The organism is Algibacter marinivivus (genome assembly GCF_003143755.1).
Taxonomy (GTDB): domain Bacteria; phylum Bacteroidota; class Bacteroidia; order Flavobacteriales; family Flavobacteriaceae; genus Algibacter_B; species Algibacter_B marinivivus.
Genome location: NZ_QFRI01000002.1, coordinates 74,313 through 97,382 on the forward strand (window position 1 = coordinate 74,313; position 23,070 = coordinate 97,382).

Below are 23,070 nucleotides of genomic sequence, written 5' to 3' on the forward strand. Positions count from 1 at the left end.
TTTTTAATAATTAGCATTAATAATAATTAATATTTGAATACTACTTTTATATAATTGAATTATTAAGTATCTTAAAACTAATCCATAAACCATGAAACATACTGTATCATTGTTATTCTTATTAATAACAACATTGTCTTTTTCGCAAACAACTATTTCCGGTAATGTAACTGATAAAAAAGGAGAACCAATTCCTGGAGTAAATATTATTGAAAAAGGAACAACAAATGGATCCATTTCAGACTTTAATGGAAATTTTGAAATTAATGTGTCTTCAAACGATGCAGTTTTAGAATTTTCTTTTATTGGATTTGAATCTCAAGAAATTTCAGTTTCTGAAAAAAATCAAATTGATGTCACGTTAAATGAATCAGCAGAATCATTAGACGAAGTCGTTATAAGGGGTTTTACTGGAGTAATAGGTAAATCTAGAAAGCGAACAGAATCTATTCAGGTTACACCAGAATCTGTTACAGCATTAAATGCTGAAGGAATTGAAAGCGCAGGTATTTCAGATGTAAGTTCGTTCTCTACACTAGTTCCAAACTTAAAATTCAATTCTGCTCAAGCTGTTGGTTTAAATTTTATAACAGTAAGAGGTATTCCACAAGTTAGAGGTGGAGATGCACCTTTAGCTTTCGTTGTAGATGGTGTTACTATTCCAGACCCAAGTTTATTAAGTCAGGATTTATATGATTTAGCTTTAGTAGAAGTCGTAAAAGGCCCTCAAGGTGCTTTGTACGGTAAAAATGCAATCGGAGGAGCAGTTAATATTTATACCAAAGAACCAACAAATAAAGGGTCTAATAGACTAAAATTTGGCATTGGTAATGGTGGAAGTTTACTAAGTCAATTTGTATCTTCAGGTGCTATATCTAAGGATAAAGTGTTTTACCGTTTTTCAACACAATATAAAACCTTTGATGGTCTTTTAACCAATGAATTTTTAAATCAAAATGTAGATTTTTCAGATAACTTTAATATTAGAGGTCAAATAAAAGCTAGATTATCTAAAAGTTTTACAGTTTCTGCAACCTATCAGCATTTTAAAATTGATGGTGGAGCAACCTATTATTCTGTAAACCCAATAGGTTTTGATGGCGAATTCCCAGGTGGTGTCTTAGATCCAAATCCAAAAGAAGGTAATAATGTAATTGTAGCTGATGTACTTGGTAAATCTGATATGATTAACAATTATGGAAACTTTAAAATGGACTATAATTTTGGAAACGTAAAACTGCAAAGTATTACGTCTATTAATAAAGTAGAACGTTCCACATTTGGAGATTTAGATTTTATAGACCTTGATTTATTTACGCAAGGTGAAGAAGCTACAACTAAAACTTTCAATCAAGAATTACGAATTAATAATACAAATACAGACACTAAACTAGATTGGAGTTTAGGTGGTTTTTATCAAAAAGTAGAAAAAGATGTGTATCAAAATGGTGCAGATGGAGTAGATGCTGAATTTGGTCCAGCAGAATATGATGTTGCAGATTATGTAAATGAAATTAAAACCATAGCGCTATTTGGTTTTGCTGATTATAAATTAACCGAAAAGCTAACGGCTTCTGTCGGATTTAGATATGATATAGATAAATTTAGTCAAGTAGATGCCTTATTCGTTACGTCTTCAGAAAGAGATAATAATGAGTTTCAACCTAAAGTATCATTATCATACCAAGCTTCAAAAAATGCATTGTTTTACGCAAACTATGGTAAAGGTTATCGTAATGGTGGCTATAATGCAGATGCTACCGATTTATTTAATAGAGAATTCGATGACGAAACTTCAGATAATTATGAACTAGGATTTAAAACGACTTCTTGGAATAATCGCTTAATTTTTAATGGTTCAATATTTTCTTCAAAATTAAATAACCAACAACAGTACATTTTAGATTTAAACACTTTTATTGCAGGTGTGTATAATTATGATGAAACCAAAATATTTGGATTTGAATTAGAATCCCGTGCACGACTTTCAAATTGGCTAGATGTTTTTGCTAATTTTGGTATGGCTGATGCAGAAATTGTAGATGGAGGTACATCAGGAGGATCAGACGGAGCATTTACAGATAATACTACTTACAATGGAAAGAAAACGCCTTTTGTACCTGTAAGCTCTTTTGGAATAGGTTTGGAATCTTCGTTTAAAGTAACAGATAATTTGAATTTTAATGGCTTTTTAAATCTAGATACAACAGGAAAGACCTATTGGCATGAAAGTAATTTAGCTATTCATACTACAGATGCCTATTCATTATTAGATGCTCGTATTGGATTAAGTTATAAAAACTGGCAACTAGATATTTGGGGCAAAAACTTAACAGACAAACAATATTATCAAGAGTTTTCACCAGGAGAGTTTGTTGGAAGTCCAGATGATGTTGCATGGAGAGGTCAACCATTATCAGTAGGTACAGCTATTTCAATAAAATTTTAAGTGTAAATTAAATAATTTGATTAATTCTAATTAGAGGGAATGTAGAGTTCCCTCTTTTTTTTCAAGTTTATGACAACAGACAAACAATTATTGCGGACACGTTTTTCCAAAACATTAATGGAAGATATGTTCCAAATTAAAAAAGGAGAAACTGTTGCTATAACAGCAGATTTTGGTTCAGATACAGCAATTATTGATGCTTTATTTGTAGCTACTAAAAACGCTGGTGGATTGCCTTTAATAATACAAATTCCGAAAGCGGAAAACGATAGTCAAGCAGGTATGAAAGATTGGCCTTCAAAAGCAATAACCGCAGCGCTTTGCAATGTAGATGTTTGGATTGAAGCAAATTCAGTAGTTCTACTATATTCAGATATTTGGGAAACTGCAATGAAAGAAAATAAACAACTCCGTTATTTAATTATTGCAGATAGCACAATTCAATCATTAGATCGTGTTTTTACTGGTTTTGATATTCAGCGTCTTAAAGTTTTATTAAATGAAGTTAGGACTATGGCAATGGCTTCAAAATCAGTGAGAATTACAAGTAACAATGGTACAGATGTATCTTATGAAATCGATTTAAATTATGCATTTGATGTTGATGATGGAGATTATTCACAACCAAAATTTGGTACTGCGCCAGGGTTTGTAAACATAGTTCCAAAACTAGGCAGTATGAATGGTTCTATTGTATTCGATCATTTGCAATTTGCAGAAGATGATACACTAGAATTTATACTGAAAAACGGAAAAGTAATAGATGTAAAAGGAGGGAAGTCAGCAGAAGAATTTAAAACCTATTTAGCCACTTTTAATGATGAAAACATGTATAAAATTTCTCATAATATGATTGGTTTAAATCCTAAAGTCACTGAATTATCTTATGAGTTGGTAGAAGACGAGCGTATTTGGGGTGGTGTTGATTTTGGTTTTGGGCACACAAGCGCTATGGATATGCCTCCATTTGGACAAGAAGCAGCTTCACATTTTGATGGTGTTGTCACAAAAGTGAATCTCTATTTTGATGCCATTCAAATATTTGAAAATGGACAAATTTGTCATCCAAAATTAAGACCTTTAGCTCAAAAGCTTTTAACGAATTAAAATGTCAGAAACGAATAGTCAATATACAACTACCAAAGTACAACCTAAAGATTTTACATCTGGTTGGTTAGTTGCGTTGATTATTGCAGGTACAGGTTTAACCTTGCCTATTTTATATTTGGGTTCTGAAGTAACATTAGCAGTTGGGTTTGAAAAAGCATTATGGGCTTTTGGTATTTCAACACTGGTTTTAACCCTAATGTGTATGGCAACAACCATTATTGGTAATCGTTCTAGATTATCAACTTATATGATATTACACTTTAGTTTTGGTCGTAAAGGCGCAAAAATAATGAATACTATATTTGGTATTACGCTTTTAGGCTGGTTTTCAGTATCATTAGAGTTACTTGCTATTGCAGTAAAAGATACAGCATCCGAAACCTTAAAAATCAATATTCCTGAATGGCCAATAATAATAGTTATTGGGGTATTAATAATAATAACTACCGTTTATGGAATTAAAAGTCTTGAAAAGCTCGCCAATGTTGCTGTACCTTTATTAACGCTGTTTTTGGGGTATGTTGTTTATAAATCATTTCAAGACATCTCGTTTGCAGAGGTTATAACATTTGTACCAGAAAACCCAACAATGAGTTTATTCCAAGCTACTTCAATTTTAGTAGGTTCATCTATATTATTTCCAGTATTAATGGCGGATTTTTCCCGTTTTATTCATAATGACAAACAAAGCTTAATAGCTGTTTTAGGTATTACTATAGGATTTCCAATTGCTTTATTGTTTAGTGCTATTCCATCTATTATGAGTGGAGAAGTAGATATTATAAAAATCATGAAGGGTTTAGATCTAGTACTACCAGCTTTCTTTCTATTGCTAGTGTCTACTTGGGTTGGTAATGCTTCAAATTTATATTCAACAACATTAACGTTTTCAACTGTTAAGACTAATTGGAGCTATAAAAAAATGGCAATAGTTATGGGTAGCTTTGGTATAACATTAGCATTATTAGGGTTTTCAGATTATTTATTTGATTTTCTTGATTTAATGGGTGTTTTTGCTCCAGCAATTTCAGCTATTTATATTATCAATTTTTTCTTTGTTAGAAAGCAGAATTATAAGCTAAAAGAAATTAAAGAATGGGAATTTTCAGCATTAATAAGTTGGATCATTAGTTCAATTATTACAGTATTCACTTATTTTGAAGTGTTTCAACTTACTCACGCATATTTTATTGATTCTTTTGTTTTAGGTGGTTTACTTTATGTTTTTCTTACCCGAAAGGAAATATTTAAAATTTCTTCTTGATTATTACAATAAGTTTTGCGGTTTTAGTGTTACAAAGACATTTTACATAATGACTGATTATGATAATGATTAATCTGTATCATAATGTTCTCGCGTTATGTAACTTTGCTTTGGCAAAAGCGAAGTTTAAACTACTATTTTTTCTTATTTTTTTCTTCTAAAAACAATCTCTACGATGTTAATGGAACACGCTTTTTACGAAACGACGTAGGAGAGAAGTGGAATGTGTGTGGAATGCTTAATGAATAAAAACATGCGATATTTTTGTCGTGCGTCAAAAATATCGTATGTTTGTGTAAAATAATTATAATGGAAAATATAAAACCACTTACTCCAAGTACAGGTTCAGTTTTAACACCAGAACAAGTAATAGGAAGAGAGGATGACGTTAAAAAAATTATAGACATATTAGAAAAACAAGGGGTTTGTCTTAATGCTGTAAGAAGATTTGGTAAGAGTTCTTTGCTATTAAAAGTAAAAAATGTATTAAATGGAATGCCAAACTACATGGCTGTATACCTTGATGTTGAAGGTTTGTCGTCTTGTGATAGTTTAATCGGAAAGTTATACAATGAGTTCAAAAACAGGGGATTAGTAAAGGAGAGTACAATTAAAAAAATAGATATTGTTTTTAATAAACTGCTTGATAGATTTAAGAAATTAGGAATAGCTTCTCTTTTGGAAATTGAACTTAATGAAAGAGAACAGTTTTGGGAAAAAAAACTAGAAACTATTTTAATTGCAGCAATAGAGGAAAATCCAGGAAAAAAATTAATTATTTGTTTAGATGAGTTCAGCATCCTTTTAGATTCAATTGAAAACAAACGGGAATCAATTTTGTTGATTGGCATTTTACGAGCATTAGTACATAATGAAAACTTAAAAAATCATGTTCGCTTTATCTATTGTGGATCAATTGGAATAGATTTAGTTATAGCCGAACTAAAAAAACTAAAAGTAAATTTCGGCAAGCCTTTAAACCATATGCATCCTTATGAATTAGAACCATTGTCTAAAGAAGACGCGCTTTTATTATGCAAATGTTTTAATAATGGTTGTAATTTGGATGTAAGTGATGATTTAATGGACAAAATTTGCGTTTTATGTGATAATATACCATACTATATAGACGGTTTGTATTCTTTATTTAGATATGAGCCAATTGTAAATGTTGACATAATTGATGTTGCTTACAAGAAAATGTTAGATGATTCTAATGGGAAGTTTGAATTTGATCATTTTTATGAACGTATAAAATCTCATTATCCAGAGAAAAAGATTTCACTCCATTTGCTAAATGTATTAAGCAAGGAATCAGGGTGGGTAAGTGAGTCTAAAATGTTTGAATTAGTAAATGCTAAGTTGGAAGTTGATAGATATCTTTTAATAGATGAGGCAGAACGACTATGGAAAGATAAGTACTTAAGAAGGGAATCTGGGGATGAAGGAAGGTACTACAAATTTAAATATCAAGTATTGAAAGATTGGTGGGAAGTAAATAAATCATATTAGAATGTTATTAAGTTTTAGCGCAAATAAAGTTCCATCAAAAATATTAGAAGCAACACTAATAGGAAGGAAAGAAACAGTTAATCAAATTGAAAATGAATTAATTGAAAAAGTCACTCAAGGAATGACTTATCAATCTTTACTTGTCGCTCCAAGAGGAAGCGGTAAGACACATATAACTAGTGTAATATACCATAGAATAAAATCAAATCCTATTTTAGCAGATATTGTTGTTGTAGCTTATATGAATGAAGACGAGAGAGGCATAGCAAATTTTTCTGATTTTATCCGACATATTTTGCTGTCATTTGAAAAACACAAAGAAGGAAACTATCAAGTTATCAATGAACTCATTTCCGAAGTTTCTTTTATGCCTGATAATGAGCAAGAAAATTCATTTGTTAGTTTATTACTTGATTTTTTAGGTGATAAAAAATTAGTTTTATTAATTGAAAATCTCAATGTCATATTTAATAATAAGACAGGAATGGGTTTATTGGGTCAAAAAAAATTAAGAAGCCTTCTACACGAGACGAATAGTATTAATATTTTAGCTACTAGTCAAAATCTATTTCATCATATTCAAAACTCTAAAGACCCTTTTTATAATTTTTTTAATGTTAAGGAGTTAAAAAGATTAACTTTCCCGCAAGCATTAGAATTTATAAGGGTTTTAATTAATTTAGAAGTTAAAAACACTCCTAATTCAGAAACTAGTAAAAAATTATTATTAGAAGTTAAAAGTGACACTTTTTCAGGCAAGGTGAAAGCTATCTATGAGTTAACAGGAGGCAACTATCGATTACTAGTTATATTTTTTGATTTTTTAAAGGCAGAAGTTAAAGCAGACCTTTCTCGAATTTTTGAAAAAGCTATGAATGATTTAAAGCCTTATTATGAACAATTTTTAAATGTTCTTTCTCCACAACAGCAAAAAATAATCAAATATTTATGTAGTGAGCATAAACCAAAAATGGGTAAAGACATTAGTAGATTCTGTTTTATTAAGGCTAATACTTTAAGTAAAAGTACATCTGAATTAGTAAATGAAGGTTTTTTAGATACATGGAAAGTAGGTAAGGATTCATATTATGAATTAAAAGAAGCTTTAATGAGAATTTGCTTTGAAATTACTGAACACCCTAGTGGGATAGTAAAATTATTTGTAAACTTTCTTTCATTATTATATAGTACTGAAACTTTAGAAGATAAATGTTTAGAATTAATAAAAAATTCATTTACCACAGACTTTCAACAAATAAAAGGAAGAACAAACAGTAAAGAAGTTCAAATGTATGTTCAAGCTCTACCACCAAATCGTCGGGAGAAACTAGATTTCATATTGAATAGCTGCCAAGATAAAGAATCATTGGACGAAGCAATTTCTAGTTTAAATTTTGAAAGAGAAATTCAAGAAAATGATGTTTTACAAAATATAGAAAATATCAAGAAAAAGGAGTGTCTCGAAATAAGCGTTATTAATAAAAAAGATGTTTTAAGAAGGATAAAAACTACAAAAATGTTAACGAAACATCACAAATCTATTTTACACAAAGAAATAGAACACATGGATGAAATAAACATCAATTCAATAATTAACACCTTAAAGAATTTTGATGATTTGCTTAATAAACAAATAATTCAATTTCAACCAATAAACAAAATTTTTGCTCCTGATGGAATTAAATATATCTTAAAAAACAAAGAAATTGAGAAGGTTTCTGGTATATATTTAGATTTAGGTCTTCTTTTATCATTTATTAATCAATTAAAATTATCTCAAAAAGTTCTTGAAAAAGCAATAATTCTAACTCCAAAAAAAGCTAGAATTTATTCTGTATTAGGTTATAATTATTATAATCTAAAATTATATGACAAATCTATTGAAGCTTCAAAAAAAGCAATAAAATTCAATAATAAAAATGCTAAATATTATTCAAACCTGGGTATTTTACTTAGAAAAACAGAGAAGTATAAAGAGGCAATTGAAGAATTCAAAAAGGCTATAAAACTTGAATCAAAAAACTTTAAATATCATTATAATTTAGGTTATACCTACATGAAGTTGGATAGTTTCACAGAGGCCTCTGAATCATTTCAAAAGGCAGTTGAATATAATTCAAATGAAGGTCATATCTATTTTGAATTAGCAAGAGCAAGTAATGCTTTAAATCTTTATAATTCTGCAATTGAACACCTTGAAAAAGCTATAAAATTAGAGAGTGATAATGTTTTATATTATTCTGAATTAGCAAACACATACTATAAATTAAAAAACTATGAGAAGTCAATTGAACTTTATAATCAAGCGATAAATTTAGACGCAAAATCGGCTACATTATATTTCTACCGAGCCATTTCCCTTTATTCAAGTGGAGAATTAAAGGCTTCGATAAGTGATTTTGAAAAAGCTATTGAATTAAATCCCAATAATCCTAATTATTATTCTCTTTTAGCTCAAGTTCATGACGATAATATAAAAGCTATATTTTATCATAGAAAAGCAGTTAAATTAGATGAAAGTAATTTAAGCTATAGATTTGAATTATCAGATGCTTTATATTATCTAAAGAATTATAACGAGGCATTGATTGAACTTGAAAAAATTCTTGAAATAAGTAATAATAATATTACTGCTCTGATGAGTTTAGGTAAAACATATTTTAGCCTTAAAAACTTCAACGAAGCTTTGGCTATATATAGCAATGTCATTGAATTAAATCCCGATAATAGCGAAGCATATCATATGTTAGGCAAATGCTTTATTGAAAAACAAGAATTTGAAAATGCAATTACTTATCTAAAAAAGACTATTGAATTAAAACCAAATCATTCTGAATACTATACTCAAATAGGTAATTGTCTATTTGGTTTAAAAAAATATGATCAAGCTTTATTATATTTTAAGAAAGCGTTGAAATTGAATCCAAAGGATTTATTTAACAGATTATATATTGGATATGTTTATTTCACTTTAAAGGATTTTGATACTGCTATAAAAGAGTATGAATCCATTATTCAAATTGATCCAGAAAATGCTGATGCGCATCATAGGTTAGGTGAGGTTTATCTGTATGAAAAGAACTTTCAAAAAGCCAGAGTAAAATATAAAAAAGTAATCGAATTAGAGCCAAATAATGCTGAATTCCGTTTTCATTATGCCAATTCTTTATCTAGCCTTAACAAAGATAAAGAAGCAATTATTGAATTTGAAAAATCTCTAGAGTTGAACCCAAATAATATTAATACTTTGATTAATATAGGTCACTCATATTTTTCTATAAAAAATTATAATGAAGCAATTAAAAAATTCGCTAAAGTTATTGAAATAAAGCCTAATAACATTGAATCTTATAGAATGTTATCTCTAACCTATAAAAAGAACGGACAAATTAAAGAAGCCATAAATAATTATTATATGGCTATTCAGTTAAATCCAGAAAACGCTAGAATTCACTATTACTTAGGTTCTGATTTATATGAATTAAAGGAGTACGATGATGCGTTGAAAGAACTCAATATGGCAAATAAATTAGAACCTAATAATATTGACACATTACTAGGCTTGGGTAATTTGCTTACTGATCGCAAGGAATATGATAAAGCCAGAGATATGTTCAATCAAATTATTGATATCCAACCAAGTTTTATTGAAGCGCATCATAGACTAGCTACTATTTTTACTCTACAAGAAAAATTCGACGAAGCTATTATTAGTCTTAAAAACTCAATTGCTATAAATCCAAAAGAAAGTTCTGCCTATATCCTTATTGGTATTAACCTTTCGCTTTCGGAAAAGTATGATCAAGCAAATAATTATTATAAGAAGGGTATTGTATTAAATACAAAAAGACCAGAATATTATTTTAGTTATGGATCTAACTTGTTAGCCTTGAGTAAATATGAAGAGGCTATAAATGAATTTAAAAAGGCTATAAAAATAAACCCAAGTAACGAGAGATATTTAAATCATTTAGCAAAAACTTATACCTACATAAATAAATATGAAAGTTCATCTAGTGTGTATAAAAAAATGATTGAATTATATCCAAAAAACGATAAGTATTATTTTGAGTTAGCTAATTGTTATAGTAAACTAAAAAAATATAAAGAAGCGTTGGAAATCACTAAACAAGCTGCTGTTTTAAATGACAAAAAAAATGCAAATATTTGTAATAGTTTAGGTATATTATACCTTAAGGTTAATGAAATAAAAAATGGTAGAAAAGAATTTGAAAATGGATTAAAACTTGAACCTAAAAATTGGTTTTTAAATGGAAGTTGGACTAATTTACTAATAATTGAAGGTCGATTTGATCAAGCTAAATCGCAATTTGAAGCTGTCTATGAAATAACTGATTTTGAAAAAAATTCTTTCGAATCATTTATTTTTGAAGATAACTTTTATCCATTATTAAAATTTTCTGATGTTGAAAACATTAAAAAATATTTGATATTTCTAAAAAAGTACCTCATTGATAGAGAAATGATTTCTTCATTATGGAGGCCTCTTTCTTCATCCATATTTAACATATTAATTAATATTGAAGATTATAGTTCTGAAAGAATTGAATTAATTAAAAATATTCTTATTACTACTTTTGGTAATTATGCTGAGGCAACTATACCTTTAATGTATTTAGAAATAGGAGTTAAATATTTATCTAAAAATGATAAAAGTGCTTTGTATGAATTTAGTAAAGAGGAAAGGAAAGTATTTGAGGAATTCGTTTTAAATGAAAGAAATATTTTTATTTAATTGTGGGTTGCGACCTCATAAAATTTTGGTAAAACAATAGGCGAGTGGAGCGTTCATATTTTAGGGGTTTAGTAATACAGTTTCTTAATATTTGTAACTATGCAATAACTTCAAAGCAATCTTAACGAGTTACAATGTTTCCTAAAATATAGTGTAACGAGCCGTAATTGTTTCCAAAAGTTTATGCAGTCATGATTTTTTTGTTTCTTTTTTTATCAAGAAAAAAAGATTGAAAAGCTAATAATTTTATTTTTTTGTATATTTGTTAAATCCTCTTTCTAAGATATTTTAATAGTAAATGTTTAATTCTTAAATATTATATTATGAAATATCTCTTATTCTTATTTTTTGCTAGTGGCAATTTGTTGTTTTCTCAAACCATTTTCATTAATGCTAATGATTATAACGATTCTAAAAATGTAACCTTTGGAAATCCAACCGGTGAAACCGATTATGGTAATTATGTCATTCATAATGCTAACCCTCACATTGCACAATATCAAATGGTATCTTATTTATTTGATGTAAAACTTGCTGGGAAATATGAATTATGGATTAAATATGCAGCAGGAGATGCTACTAGAAAATGTAGAGTGAATTTTGCTAGGTTAGAAGTTATAGAAAATACTCTTTCTGAATACACTGGTTGTTGGGGAATGTCTTGTCAAACCCCCTTCAAAATAACAACAAAAGCTCACTCATTAGAAATCGGTACTTATGAAATTATTATAGAACAACCGCATATGTTTCCTCACATAAGTATGATTGAGGTTAGATATATACCTTAAGGTTAACTTTATCTATGAGTACTCTCAATGAAGTCGCTTTAAATTTTATGAAATCAGAGCTTAATAAAGCTCAAATTGAAGTTTCAAATAATGAAAGTGGGAGAGAAGGAGTTGATTTTTTAATTGGGAATAAGCAAATCTTCTTTCAGCCACTAGATTTAGATACCATACTACAAAGTTTTAAAATTTTAAAGCATGAGTTAGGAGAACTAAACGATAACTTGTTTATCGCTTTGGTTTTAATCATAGAAAAACAACCAAGAGTTGTTTATATTATTCCATCTAAAGAATTACAAGATTCCGATAATAACTTCTTTATAAACAATGACGTTAGCTTAATGCCAAGTTTATCTAATTGGGAAATTAAAATATCAAGTACAACTATAGTAGAATTGGAAAAGTATGCTTTAAATAATATGCTTGATAAACTATGATATATGGATTACAATGTATTACTCATAATAGTTATTGGAATAGTTGCTTGGTTGGTTAAACGTTGGGTTTTTAATGTTAAGCGTAAACGGCGTCGAGACTATTACCGAAATGTTTATCTTAAATCTGATGCATGGAAACGTAAACGTTATGTTGTTCTGAAACGGGATAATTGGCGTTGTGTTTATTGTGGTGTACGTGCGACACAAGTTCATCATAAAAAATATGCAAAGAGAAATATAGGGAAAGAACCAATAAAATGGTTAGTTTCAATATGTGAGCCTTGTCATGATAAAATTCATAAATAATATCCTCTAATAATATTATGTAAAATAGAATTTTAAAAAAGTTTAATAGGAATTCTAAATAGAACAAGTGTATGGGAATTTTAAAGCAAGGATTTGAGCGAGGGAAAATTTTATACTCTTGTGGCAACTTTACGAGAATCACGTAGAAAAAAATATGGAGCACAATTATTCAATTACGCTAAAATTTCAATAACATCTAAAAACTAGCTTTTTTTTGGCCTTGGCAAGCGGCGGTAAATTGTGTTTAAAAATAAATGTTATTGAAACATTTAAATTTTAAAAAAACAATCGAGCGATTGGCAGCGGCAATTTTACATAACGGCAAATTATAATACAAATTTGAAAACGTGAAGTTTCTTCAGAATCGCGTATTTAAAAAACTTGAACAATTGTACACAATATTAAAATTATACGAGAAGTACATTACTAATGTTTAATGACCCAAGTACTAAGGTTTCTAATGGAAACGATACTTTCTGGGATATTTTACATAATACTACATTATAGCTATCAAATGGATAAACCATCATAAATACTAAACAATACATTTGTACTATAATTTATATTATGTAAAATAGAATATTTTAATACTACTCTTATCTGTTAAATTTGTTAATTGTTTTAAAAAACAAATATCAAAGCTTATCTTTGTATTCCCCTCTCTGATCTATCTTGAATTATGAAACAAAAGTCTAAGCAGAAAACTGCAAAGTCACGATTGCAGCTTTTACACCAATATTATAATTATACAGGGTTTTACACCTTTGTATGGCAAGCTATTAAAAAAGCTTTGCCGTATATAATTGTTGCTATTATAGCGATTTATACATTAAATCACTTCTTTAATATTGAGACTGCATTAATTAGACTTACTGAAATACTCCCTTCTTATGGTGTATTAAGTTTCTTTTTCGTTTCTGAAACTTTACTAGGTTTAATACCACCAGAAATATTTATTGCTTGGGCTGGTAAAATGTATAGTCCATGGTTTTATCTAAGTATTTTGGCAGTTTTGTCTTATGGTGGCGGATTAGTATCCTATTGGATGGGACGTTCAATTACTAAAATGCCGTCGGTGCATAATTACTTAGAAGTAAAAATGGAAAAGCAACTAAAAAACTCCAAAAAATGGGGTGGATTTTTAATTGTTGTTGGTGCTTTATTGCCACTACCCTTTTCCATAGCCTGTATTGCTGCTGGCATTATCAAATTTCCATTTAAAAATGTTGTTGTATATGGTTCACTTCGTTTATTACGATTTGCTATTTACGGACTCATCATTTTTAACGTATTATAAAAAAAGCTTAAAACTTACTGTTATTACTTGATTCTGAACTATTTTTGCACAAAATTATTTCAGTATGTTTTCTTCATTAAATATTTTTAGACTTGTAGCACTATTAGAAGGTGTTTCATATATTTTACTTTTATTTATAGCAACACCAATTAAATATTTACTTGGAGAGCCTCAATATGTTAAGTTACTTGGTATGCCTCACGGTATTCTTTTTGTAGCTTATGTTGCATTAGCCGTATTATTCAAAAAAGAATTTACTTGGAGTAATAAACAATTTTTAATCGTTCTTGTTGCATCAATTATTCCTTTTGGCACATTTTATATTGATAGAAAATATTTAAAGGCAACACAGTAAAATGGAAAAATTCAAACATCTTATATATGATTATTTAGTGAATTCTGGAGTTTCTGAAGATGCATCAGCTTATCTAAACATGCTAATTCTTTTGGTGGGTTTATTACTAATCATATTCATAGTAGATTTCATTATAAGAAAGTTGTTAATTAGTGCTTTTAGCCAATTTGCAAAACGATCTAAAACAAACTTTGATGACTTATTAATAACAAACAAAGTACCACGAAACATTGCTCATATCATACCCCTTTTAATAGCCTTAGAGTTTGTACCAGATGTATTTGCAGACTTTTATAATTTTGAAGTTATTATAGAAAAAGGCTTAAAGGTATTTGCTATACTTTTAACATTATGGGTTGCTAGAAGTCTTTTAAATACCTTAAAAGATTACTTAAAAACATTACCTCGTTTTAAAGACAAACCCATAGATAGCTACATTCAAGTATTTATGATATTTGCTTGGTTAGGTGGTATTATGTCAGCTATAGCAATCATCACAGATATTCCATTCTTGAAATTTGTAACAGGAATGGGTGCTATATCTGCTGTTGTTATTTTAGTGTTTAAAGACACTATTCTAGGTTTTGTAGCTAGTATACAAGTATCCATTAACGACATGGTGCGTATTGGCGATTGGATAACTTTCGAAAAATATGGAGCCGATGGCGATGTGATTGAAATTAACTTAGCGACTGTAAAAGTTCAGAATTTCGATAAAACCATCACCACTATTCCAACTTATGCCCTAATTTCAGATTCGTTTAAAAACTGGCGAGGGATGACAAACTCTGATGGTAGACGAATTAAGCGTGCCATAAATATCAAACAAGACAGCATCAAAAACCTATCTGAAGATGATATTAAAGCTTATAGTAAAATTGAATTAATTAGGGCTTACTTAGAATCAAGACAAAAAGATATTTCAGAATTCAACAAAACAAATGCTGTGAATAAGGAACTGCTTTTAAATGGTAGAAACCTTACCAACATTGGTGTCTTTAGAAAATACATCCAGACCTACATTGAAAATCATTCTGCAATAAACAAAGACATGACCATTATGGTGCGTCAATTAGCACCTACCGTTCAAGGGTTGCCTATTGAAATTTATGCGTTTAGCTCAGATAAACGTTGGGTAAATTACGAATATATTATGGCAGATATTTTTGACCATGTTCTGGCATCAGTTCCTTATTTTGATTTAGAAATTTTTGAATTGCCTACTACGTTTTCTAGTCATTAAATACCTCAAAGCTTTTAGCAGGTAATAAATACATTTATTAGGTTTCGACTGCGCTCAATCTGATATTTGAGGAAATATCTTGAACTGCCGTTAAATAACTATTTTCAAAATCTCGAAACCTTGCAGAAATTCACAGATGCTAGTTCTATTACTGATTTTAGCCGGATAGGATGCGTTAGGGATAGTAGTGGATAGCCCACAGCCTGATCCCGATAGTTATCGGGAGAAGTGCGAGGACTTGTAACGGATAGCCCGACCCCTTTTCGGGGTAACGCCAAATACATTCTAAACAACAAAAAGCCCTGTAAAGTATAAACTCTACAGGGCTTTTTAATATAATTTATAGAAGACTAGATGTTACTAGCCAACCAATCTCCAACTTCTGAGGTACCATAAGATTTTCCTCCATCGGCTAAATCTTCAGTAACAATACCTTCAGCCAATGCTTTATTTACAGCATCTCTAATAGCTTTACCTTCTTCAGGTAAGTTAAAAGCGGTTTCAAACATCATAGCTGCTGATAAAATAGTAGCCATTGGGTTAGCAATATTAAGTCCAGTTGCCTGTGGATAAGACCCATGGATAGGCTCAAACAAAGCAATATCAGCTCCCATAGATGCAGATGGCATTAATCCCATAGAGCCTGAAATTACAGACGCTTCATCTGTTAAAATATCTCCGAATAGGTTTTCAGTAATTAACACATCGTAGCTATTTGGCCATTGTACCAAACGCATCGCCACAGCATCAACAAACTCATAACTCACTTCAACCTCTGGATAATCTTTTTCCATAGCTTGAACAGTTTCTCTCCATAGTCTTGAAGTTTCCAAAACATTAGCTTTATCAACACAACATAGCTTTTTACCGCGTGTCATAGCCAATTCAAAACCCTTTTTTGCTAAACGTTGTACTTCTACTCTTGTGTAAACACAGTTATCAAAAGCCGTTTCTCCTCCATCTCTTCTACCCTTCTCACCAAAGTAAATACCTCCAGTTAATTCACGTAAAAACACTAAATCTGTACCTTCAATACGTTCTTGCTTTAAAGGCGATTTATCTAATAAAGAAGGAAACGTAAACGTTGGTCTTACATTAGCAAACAACCCTAATTTTTTACGCATTTTTAATAAACCTTGCTCCGGGCGTACCTTTGCAGAAGGGTCATTATCAAAACGCGGATGACCAATAGCGCCAAATAATACCGCATCCGAAGCTACACAAACATCATGCGTTTCATCAGGGTAAGGCTCTCCTACAGCGTCTATTGCTGCAGCACCTGTTAAAGCTGGTTTCCATGTAATTTCATGTCCAAATTTCGCAGCAACCGCATCACTCACTTTTACTGCTTGGTCAATAACTTCTGGTCCTATTCCGTCTCCGGCCAATAGTGCTATATTAAATTTCATTTTTTATAATTTAATTTTTAAATATTTTAATTTATTTGGGCGTTACCCAAGGGTCGGGCTTTCGGCAGTCGCTCCCTCCTAGGTCGGGGAGCTTCAACAAATGCCTCAATCCCTAACGCGGGTTTATTTGCCAACTATTAGCTAACAATAATGTTTAACATCTTCTCTGTAGCCTTAATAGCCGAAACCGTTTGATCACTATCCAAACCTCTAGTTTTAAACTCTTTATCAACAGCCTTCCAAGTAATAATGGTTTCGCATAAAGCATCAGAATTACTTCCAGGTGGTATCCTTACCGCATAATCAATCAAACTTGGCAATATCACTTTCTTTTTCTTAAAAACACTTTTAACGGCATTCATAAAGGCATCAAACTGACCATCCCCTTGAGAATTCTGCTCAAAAGTTTCATCTTCAATAGTAATGGAAACCGTTGTAGAAGGTTTTAAACCCTTAGAGTGTGTTAATACATAAGAGTTTACCTTTACCTTTTCTTCATACGTTCTATCTAAAACATCAGATATTATATAAGGCAAATCCTCTTTAGTAACCACTTGTTTTTTATCACCTAACTCAATAATACGTTGCGTTACCTTCTTTAAGTCTTCATCATCAAGCTGAAGTCCTAATTGTTGCAAGTTTTTTTGAATATTGGCTTTCCCAGACGATTTTCCTAAAGCATATTGGCGTGTTCTACCAAAACGCTCAGGCATCAAATCGCTGAAATATAAATTGTTTTTATTATCGCCATCCGCATGTATTCCTGCAGTTTGCGTAAATACATTAGCACCTATAATTGGCTTATTCGCAGGAATCATAACCCCCGAGAAATTCTCAACCAATTTACTAACAGTATAAAGCATTTTTTCATTTACACTAACTTTTACATCAGGCATAAAATCATTAATCACAGCAATAGTACTAGACATAGGTGCATTTCCAGCACGCTCGCCCATACCATTTACAGTTAAATGTAAACCATCAGCACCAGCTTTTAAACCTTCCATAGCGTTTGATACGCCTAAGTCATAATCATTATGCGCATGGAAATCAAAATGCAAATCTGAATAGGTATCTTTTATTTCTTTTATAAAATCGTAAGATTCTTTAGGTGTTAAAACACCCAAAGTATCAGGAAGCATAATTCGAGCAACATCTTGAGTTTTCAAAAAATCTAAAAACTCATAAACATAGTCTTTGGAGTTTCGCATTCCGTTACTCCAATCTTCCAAATAGACATTAGTTACAATGTCTTTTTTTGAAGCCAGCGAAATCACTTCTGATATTTCCTTAAAATGCTGACTAGAAGTCTTTTTAAGTTGATGAGTTAAATGATTTAAAGAACCTTTAGTAAGCAGATTTTGAACCTTAGCTCCTGCTTCAATCATCCAATTAATAGATACGCCTTTATCAACAAAAGTCAATACTTCAACTTTATCTAAATAATCATTTTCAGCTGCCCAATCTGTAATATCTTTTACAGCTTGAAACTCCCCTTCTGAGACTCTAGCAGAAGCCACTTCAATTCTATCAACCTTTAATTCTTCAAGTAAAAGTTTAGCAATAGTTAATTTCTCTGAAGCAGAAAACGACACCGTCGAGGTTTGTTCACCATCGCGCAATGTCGTGTCCATTATTTCTACGTATCTCTTACTCATTGAGGGTTTATAAATTCACAAAAAGCATTTCATATAGTATGGAATGCTTTTCTAATAGTTTTACATAAATTTATGTATTGTTAACTAAACTTAAAACTTAGAAAGGTCGGGTTTCAGCAAAAGTCCCTACTTCTTCTTTCATGTTTTGAAGATAATCTATATCATCAAAACCATTCAACATATTGCCTTTTTTATAACCGTTAATATCAAAAGATTCAGATTCACCAGTAGCTACTAAGGTTACTGTTTGTGCTGGTAGATCAACTTTAATTTCTGTTTTGGAATCCGCTTCAATAGCATCAAATAATTTTTGAGCAAAATCAGCTGAAACTTGTACTGGTAATACACCAACATTTAAACAGTTTCCTTTGAAAATATCTGCAAAAGCAGATGAAATTACGCAACGTAATCCGAAATCATAAACAGACCATGCTGCATGCTCTCTAGAAGAGCCCGAACCAAAATTCTTTCCTCCTATTAAAATTTTAGATCCTGCATATTTGTTATCATTTAAAGGAAAATCCGCTATAGGGTTTCCTTCAGAATCATATCTCCAATCGCGGAAAAAGTTATCCCCGAATCCTTTACGCTCTGTTGCTTTTAAGAAACGAGCAGGTATGATTTGATCTGTATCCACATTCTCAATTGGTAGTGGATATGCCGTACTTGTTAATACTTCAAATTTATCGTAAGCCATTTCTTTTTTCTTTTAAGCTGTTACTTCAATTAATGTTCTCGGATCTGTTACTACACCTTCAACTGCTGTAGCTGCTGCTACAAGCGGAGATGCTAATAATGTTCTTGATCCTGGACCTTGACGCCCTTCAAAATTACGATTAGATGTAGATACTGCTAATTTTCCAGCAGGTACTTTATCATCATTCATTGCTAAACAAGCTGAACAACCAGGTTCTCTTAATACAAAACCAGCTGCTTCTAAAATCTTATCTAAACCTTCTTCTTTAATTTGATCTACTACCTTATGTGATCCTGGAACTAACCAAGCAGTAATATTATCTGCTTTTTTACGTCCTTCAACTATAGAACAAAATGCTCTAAAATCTTCAATACGCCCATTTGTACAAGATCCTAAGAAAACATAGTCTACTTGTTTTCCAATCATATCATCACCTTCATCAAACTTCATATAACCTAAAGATTTCTTGTAAGTAGAAGTTCCTCCTTCAACATCATCTGCTTTAGGGATTGATTTAGTGATACCCATTCCCATTCCTGGATTGGTACCATAAGTAATCATAGGTTCTATATCTGCTGCATCATAATTAAATTCTACATCAAACTCAGCATCATCGTCCGTTTTAAGTGTTTTCCAATAATCCATCGCTTTATCCCAATCAGCGCCTTTTGGTGTATGTTTCCTTCCTTTTATATACTCAAAAGTCTTCTCATCAGGAGCAATCATACCACCACGAGCACCCATCTCAATAGATAAGTTACAAACGGTCATACGGCCTTCCATTGTCATATCTTCAAAAACATCACCTGCATATTCTACAAAGTAACCTGTAGCACCTGATGTTGTTTGCTTTGAAATAATATATAAGGCAACATCTTTTGGTGTTACCCCAAAACCTAATTTACCATTTACGTTAATACGCATTTTCTTTGGTTTAGGTTGCATAATACATTGTGTAGATAATACCATTTCTACCTCTGAAGTACCAATACCAAAAGCAATAGCTCCAAAAGCACCATGTGTAGATGTATGCGAATCTCCACAAACAATAGTAGCACCAGGAAGTGTAATACCATTTTCTGGTCCAACAATATGAACAATACCGTTATTTCTGTGTCCTAAGCCCCAGTGAGAAATACCATATTCAGCAGCGTTATTAGCTAAAGCTTCTAATTGATTTGCTGATAAAGGATCTGCAACTGGTAAGTGTTGATTCCAAGTTGGTGTATTATGATCGGCAGTAGCAAACGTGCGCTCTGGATACATAACACCAATATCTCTTTGTTTTAAACCAACAAAAGCAACTGGACTTGTAACTTCATGTATAAAATGACGATCTATAAAAAACACGTCTGGTCCGTCTTCTATTTTTCTAACAACATGTGAATCCCACACTTTGTCAAATAATGTCTTACTCATAAATAATAAAGGTTTTATAGCGCTACAAACTTAAAAGTGAATATAATTCACCCAAAAAGTCATAACAGTCTACAAATTTATATTTAATTACATTTATTAGAAAGTTTAGTCTACATTGTTATTGAATTTTTATAAAAAACACAACAAAGAGTATATAAATTATATTTTATTTAAAAAAAAATGAATTTTGGTTATAATCTTTAAATAGAGTTGTAATAGAAAAACTCTTATTAGCATTAATATTAATAAACATGAGTTTTTTATCTTTTCTGGAAAATTACTTTTTGTTTTTTCTTTTCTCCAGAAATTAAAAAAGTATCAATTTCAGAATCAATTTTAAACACTTGAACAGTATCTATATGCGAAGCATTTAAATATAGAAAATCGAAAACGATTTGTTTCAATGGCGAAAAGTCTTCAATATTAAAAACCGTCAGTTTATTTAAGGGTATCTCTTCATCTAAATCTTTAAAAGCAAATTTATAACCCAAAGAATTTAATGGCTTTGTTGCTTTTTGAGTTCCCAAAAAGTTATCCTTTAGCACTCTTAAAAATTCCTTAGATTTAAGATACTCTAGAATGTTTAATTTAAAACACATTACATGCCCTCTAAGAATTGACTTTAAAGATTTTTTGTTGAAAAAAATCATATACTTATACCTGTAAATATAATTACTCCATAAACGCTTGTATTCCAAATAGCCATAACCTTGATCAAGGATTTTATAATTATTAATATAACACCATTTAATTTGTTCATAAACAGCTGTATTCCCTAACGAAAATTTACTATAATCTATATCATAAGCAATAATTAAACTATGCATTATATCCCCAAAATGAGATTGAATTGAGACCTGAATTGGAGTTTTATTATTGAAAATTGCAAAAATGGAAGCTTTTTTTTCTCTTATGAGCATAAATGTATTTTCATATAGATGTTCCCAAGATTTTAGGTATTTATTAGTTTCATTTCTCTGTTTAAACCTTCTCTCCAACATTATTTTTAATGATGTCATTAAAAAATTATAGTCCATTTTTGAGATGTAACCATAATACTTAACATATTCAATTTCAAAACATAATTCCAGTCTTTTTTTTCTCTTGAATATATGACGAGCATTTTTCTTAAATTGATTTTTTATGTACTCATCAACAGAGTTGTAATTACCTAAAAAAGAGGCATATGCCTTTTGATACTGAACTACTTCTTTTTTACTTATAGATTGATTAACATCAAATTTAAAATAATCAGGAACAAAATTGAGTATATGAAAATTTAAATTATTATTACTGTTTAACGATTGATATAAAAGCTCTTTACTTTTTGAATTTAAGATTGAGCGAATAAAATTTGGTATTTTACCGCCATGATTAAAAATATTTTCAAAAAAATTAGAGAAGTTTTGTTTGTTTATCTTCATTTGGAATAATTAAATTATAACCTAATCTTGAATTTATTTTTTTTACAAAATAAGCCGATAACAACGGAGATTCTTTTTCAATGTTTTGATGAATAAAAAAATCAATTTCTTTAATGCCTTGATCTTTCCATAACTTTAAGCGTTCAATCCAATCATCCAATCGTGTATAATCTGTGGAATGATTAGCACCAACATAACGCACAAAAGCAGTAGCATTAGTTAATCGCATGTGCATTAAATCGCGCCTTCCAGCTGTATCAACAATGACGTTTGAAATATTATTAGCTTCTAAAAGTTGATATAAATCTTCAGCAATCGCTTTATCATTATACCAATTGGTATGTCTGAATTCTATGGCTAGCGGAATGTCTTTTGGCCAACTCTCCACGAAGGTGATAACCCTATTAAAATCTTTGGGCGCAAAATTAGAATGCATTTGTAAAAATATAGTACCAAGTTTTTCTTTTAAGTTTGAAGCATTATAGAGGTAATTATCAACCACTTCTTGTGTTTCATTTAACCGCTTCCAATGGCTAATTTCTTGATTTAACTTAGGAAAAAATTTGAAACCATTTGGGGTTTTATCATACCATTTTGCAAATTGCTCCGCGGGAAAAATTCTATAAAATGTTGCGTTCATCTCAATAGAATTATACTGAGACGAATAATAAACCAACTCGTCTTTTGTGCCTCTTGGATAAAATCCTTTTAGGTCTGCCCTATTCCATTTTGCACAACCAACATAGATTTCTGGAATATTATCGTCCTTAACTTTTCCTAGAACTTTTTTGGTGTCGGGATGGTCCTTTGGAAATGTAAAGTCTATTAATTCTGGATTATCAACGCTTCCGAATTTCATGTTTCTAATTTTTAATAAAGATAATAAAACTTGAATGTTGATAACCTCGTTAACAATTATAAGTTAAAGCAATAAATCCAGCATGTATAT

17 protein-coding genes are annotated in these 23,070 nt (G+C 30.5%); 11 read left to right on the top strand and 6 right to left on the bottom strand.

Annotated features, from left to right (window positions below; translation table 11 throughout):
• Positions 1 to 91: 91 nt before the first annotated feature.
• The 11 genes from DIS18_RS08725 (at position 92) to DIS18_RS08775 (ending at position 15,514) form a co-directional block, all read left to right on the top strand.
• Entirely contained in the window at positions 92 to 2,449 is a 2,358-nt protein-coding gene (locus tag DIS18_RS08725) for a TonB-dependent receptor (protein WP_109352694.1), read from the top strand.
• Between the two features lie 69 nt (positions 2,450 to 2,518).
• A complete protein-coding gene (locus DIS18_RS08730; protein ID WP_146191814.1) occupies positions 2,519 to 3,556 on the top strand; it encodes a 2,5-dihydroxypyridine 5,6-dioxygenase NicX family protein in 1,038 nt (345 codons plus the stop codon).
• Position 3,557: 1 nt separating this feature from the next.
• Positions 3,558 to 4,823: a purine-cytosine permease family protein gene (locus DIS18_RS08735; protein ID WP_109352696.1), complete on the top strand. Its 1,266-nt coding sequence runs from the start codon at positions 3,558 to 3,560 to the stop codon at positions 4,821 to 4,823.
• A gap of 309 nt (positions 4,824 to 5,132) precedes the next feature.
• The gene (locus DIS18_RS08740; protein WP_109352697.1) at positions 5,133 to 6,335 is read left to right on the top strand and encodes an ATP-binding protein; all 1,203 of its coding nucleotides are present in this window, start codon (positions 5,133 to 5,135) and stop codon (positions 6,333 to 6,335) included.
• A 1-nt stretch (position 6,336) separates the two neighbouring features.
• Positions 6,337 to 11,091 carry an ATP-binding protein gene (locus DIS18_RS08745; RefSeq protein ID WP_109352698.1) on the top strand — a complete coding sequence of 1,585 codons (4,755 nt, stop codon included), beginning with the start codon at positions 6,337 to 6,339 and terminating at the stop codon, positions 11,089 to 11,091.
• 323 nt (positions 11,092 to 11,414) lie between these two features.
• On the top strand, positions 11,415 to 11,879 hold the full coding sequence (locus DIS18_RS08750; protein WP_109352699.1) for a hypothetical protein: 465 nt from the start codon (positions 11,415 to 11,417) through the stop codon (positions 11,877 to 11,879).
• Between the two features lie 14 nt (positions 11,880 to 11,893).
• Positions 11,894 to 12,313: a hypothetical protein gene (locus tag DIS18_RS08755; protein ID WP_109352700.1), complete on the top strand. Its 420-nt coding sequence runs from the start codon at positions 11,894 to 11,896 to the stop codon at positions 12,311 to 12,313.
• 3 nt (positions 12,314 to 12,316) lie between these two features.
• Positions 12,317 to 12,619, top strand: coding sequence for an HNH endonuclease (locus DIS18_RS08760; RefSeq protein WP_109352701.1), 303 nt, complete (start codon positions 12,317 to 12,319; stop codon positions 12,617 to 12,619).
• Positions 12,620 to 13,298: 679 nt separating this feature from the next.
• Positions 13,299 to 13,916: a YqaA family protein gene (locus tag DIS18_RS08765; protein WP_109352702.1), complete on the top strand. Its 618-nt coding sequence runs from the start codon at positions 13,299 to 13,301 to the stop codon at positions 13,914 to 13,916.
• Positions 13,917 to 13,980: 64 nt separating this feature from the next.
• Complete coding sequence (locus tag DIS18_RS08770) at positions 13,981 to 14,271, top strand: DUF3817 domain-containing protein (RefSeq protein WP_109352703.1); 291 nt, start codon at positions 13,981 to 13,983, stop codon at positions 14,269 to 14,271.
• 1 nt (position 14,272) lies between these two features.
• Positions 14,273 to 15,514, top strand: a complete 1,242-nt coding sequence (locus DIS18_RS08775; RefSeq protein WP_109352704.1) for a mechanosensitive ion channel family protein — start codon at positions 14,273 to 14,275, stop codon at positions 15,512 to 15,514.
• Between the two features lie 350 nt (positions 15,515 to 15,864).
• Here the strand turns inward: DIS18_RS08775 and leuB are convergent, their stop codons facing one another.
• The 6 genes from leuB to DIS18_RS08805 form a co-directional block, all read right to left on the bottom strand.
• Positions 15,865 to 16,923, bottom strand: a complete 1,059-nt coding sequence (gene leuB / locus DIS18_RS08780) for a 3-isopropylmalate dehydrogenase (protein ID WP_109352705.1) — start codon at positions 16,921 to 16,923, stop codon at positions 15,865 to 15,867.
• 137 nt (positions 16,924 to 17,060) lie between these two features.
• Positions 17,061 to 18,581 carry an alpha-isopropylmalate synthase regulatory domain-containing protein gene (locus DIS18_RS08785; protein WP_109352706.1) on the bottom strand — a complete coding sequence of 507 codons (1,521 nt, stop codon included), beginning with the start codon at positions 18,579 to 18,581 and terminating at the stop codon, positions 17,061 to 17,063.
• Positions 18,582 to 18,678: 97 nt separating this feature from the next.
• Positions 18,679 to 19,278, bottom strand: a complete 600-nt coding sequence (gene leuD, locus DIS18_RS08790) for a 3-isopropylmalate dehydratase small subunit (protein ID WP_109352707.1) — start codon at positions 19,276 to 19,278, stop codon at positions 18,679 to 18,681.
• 12 nt (positions 19,279 to 19,290) lie between these two features.
• Entirely contained in the window at positions 19,291 to 20,697 is a 1,407-nt protein-coding gene (leuC, locus tag DIS18_RS08795; protein WP_109352708.1) for a 3-isopropylmalate dehydratase large subunit, read from the bottom strand.
• Between the two features lie 260 nt (positions 20,698 to 20,957).
• A complete protein-coding gene (locus tag DIS18_RS08800) occupies positions 20,958 to 22,121 on the bottom strand; it encodes a GNAT family N-acetyltransferase (RefSeq protein ID WP_109352709.1) in 1,164 nt (387 codons plus the stop codon).
• On the bottom strand, positions 22,093 to 22,980 hold the full coding sequence (locus tag DIS18_RS08805; RefSeq protein ID WP_109352710.1) for a DUF72 domain-containing protein: 888 nt from the start codon (positions 22,978 to 22,980) through the stop codon (positions 22,093 to 22,095). The genes DIS18_RS08800 and DIS18_RS08805 overlap by 29 nt, the downstream gene beginning before the upstream one ends.
• Positions 22,981 to 23,070 lie beyond the last annotated feature (90 nt).

Excerpts from the sequence above, each read along its gene's own strand:
- DIS18_RS08725 (WP_109352694.1), top strand. The coding sequence starts at position 92 with ATGAAACATACTGTATCATTGTTATTCTTATTAATAACAACATTGTCT.
- DIS18_RS08730 (WP_146191814.1), top strand. The coding sequence starts at position 2,519 with ATGACAACAGACAAACAATTATTGCGGACACGTTTTTCCAAAACATTA.
- DIS18_RS08735 (WP_109352696.1), top strand. The coding sequence starts at position 3,558 with ATGTCAGAAACGAATAGTCAATATACAACTACCAAAGTACAACCTAAA.
- DIS18_RS08740 (WP_109352697.1), top strand. The coding sequence starts at position 5,133 with ATGGAAAATATAAAACCACTTACTCCAAGTACAGGTTCAGTTTTAACA.
- DIS18_RS08745 (WP_109352698.1), top strand. The coding sequence starts at position 6,337 with ATGTTATTAAGTTTTAGCGCAAATAAAGTTCCATCAAAAATATTAGAA.
- DIS18_RS08750 (WP_109352699.1), top strand. The coding sequence starts at position 11,415 with ATGAAATATCTCTTATTCTTATTTTTTGCTAGTGGCAATTTGTTGTTT.
- DIS18_RS08755 (WP_109352700.1), top strand. The coding sequence starts at position 11,894 with ATGAGTACTCTCAATGAAGTCGCTTTAAATTTTATGAAATCAGAGCTT.
- DIS18_RS08760 (WP_109352701.1), top strand. The coding sequence starts at position 12,317 with ATGGATTACAATGTATTACTCATAATAGTTATTGGAATAGTTGCTTGG.
- DIS18_RS08765 (WP_109352702.1), top strand. The coding sequence starts at position 13,299 with ATGAAACAAAAGTCTAAGCAGAAAACTGCAAAGTCACGATTGCAGCTT.
- DIS18_RS08770 (WP_109352703.1), top strand. The coding sequence starts at position 13,981 with ATGTTTTCTTCATTAAATATTTTTAGACTTGTAGCACTATTAGAAGGT.
- DIS18_RS08775 (WP_109352704.1), top strand. The coding sequence starts at position 14,273 with ATGGAAAAATTCAAACATCTTATATATGATTATTTAGTGAATTCTGGA.
- leuB (WP_109352705.1), bottom strand. The coding sequence starts at position 16,923 with ATGAAATTTAATATAGCACTATTGGCCGGAGACGGAATAGGACCAGAA.
- DIS18_RS08785 (WP_109352706.1), bottom strand. The coding sequence starts at position 18,581 with ATGAGTAAGAGATACGTAGAAATAATGGACACGACATTGCGCGATGGT.
- leuD (WP_109352707.1), bottom strand. The coding sequence starts at position 19,278 with ATGGCTTACGATAAATTTGAAGTATTAACAAGTACGGCATATCCACTA.
- leuC (WP_109352708.1), bottom strand. The coding sequence starts at position 20,697 with ATGAGTAAGACATTATTTGACAAAGTGTGGGATTCACATGTTGTTAGA.
- DIS18_RS08800 (WP_109352709.1), bottom strand. The coding sequence starts at position 22,121 with ATGAAGATAAACAAACAAAACTTCTCTAATTTTTTTGAAAATATTTTT.
- DIS18_RS08805 (WP_109352710.1), bottom strand. The coding sequence starts at position 22,980 with ATGAAATTCGGAAGCGTTGATAATCCAGAATTAATAGACTTTACATTT.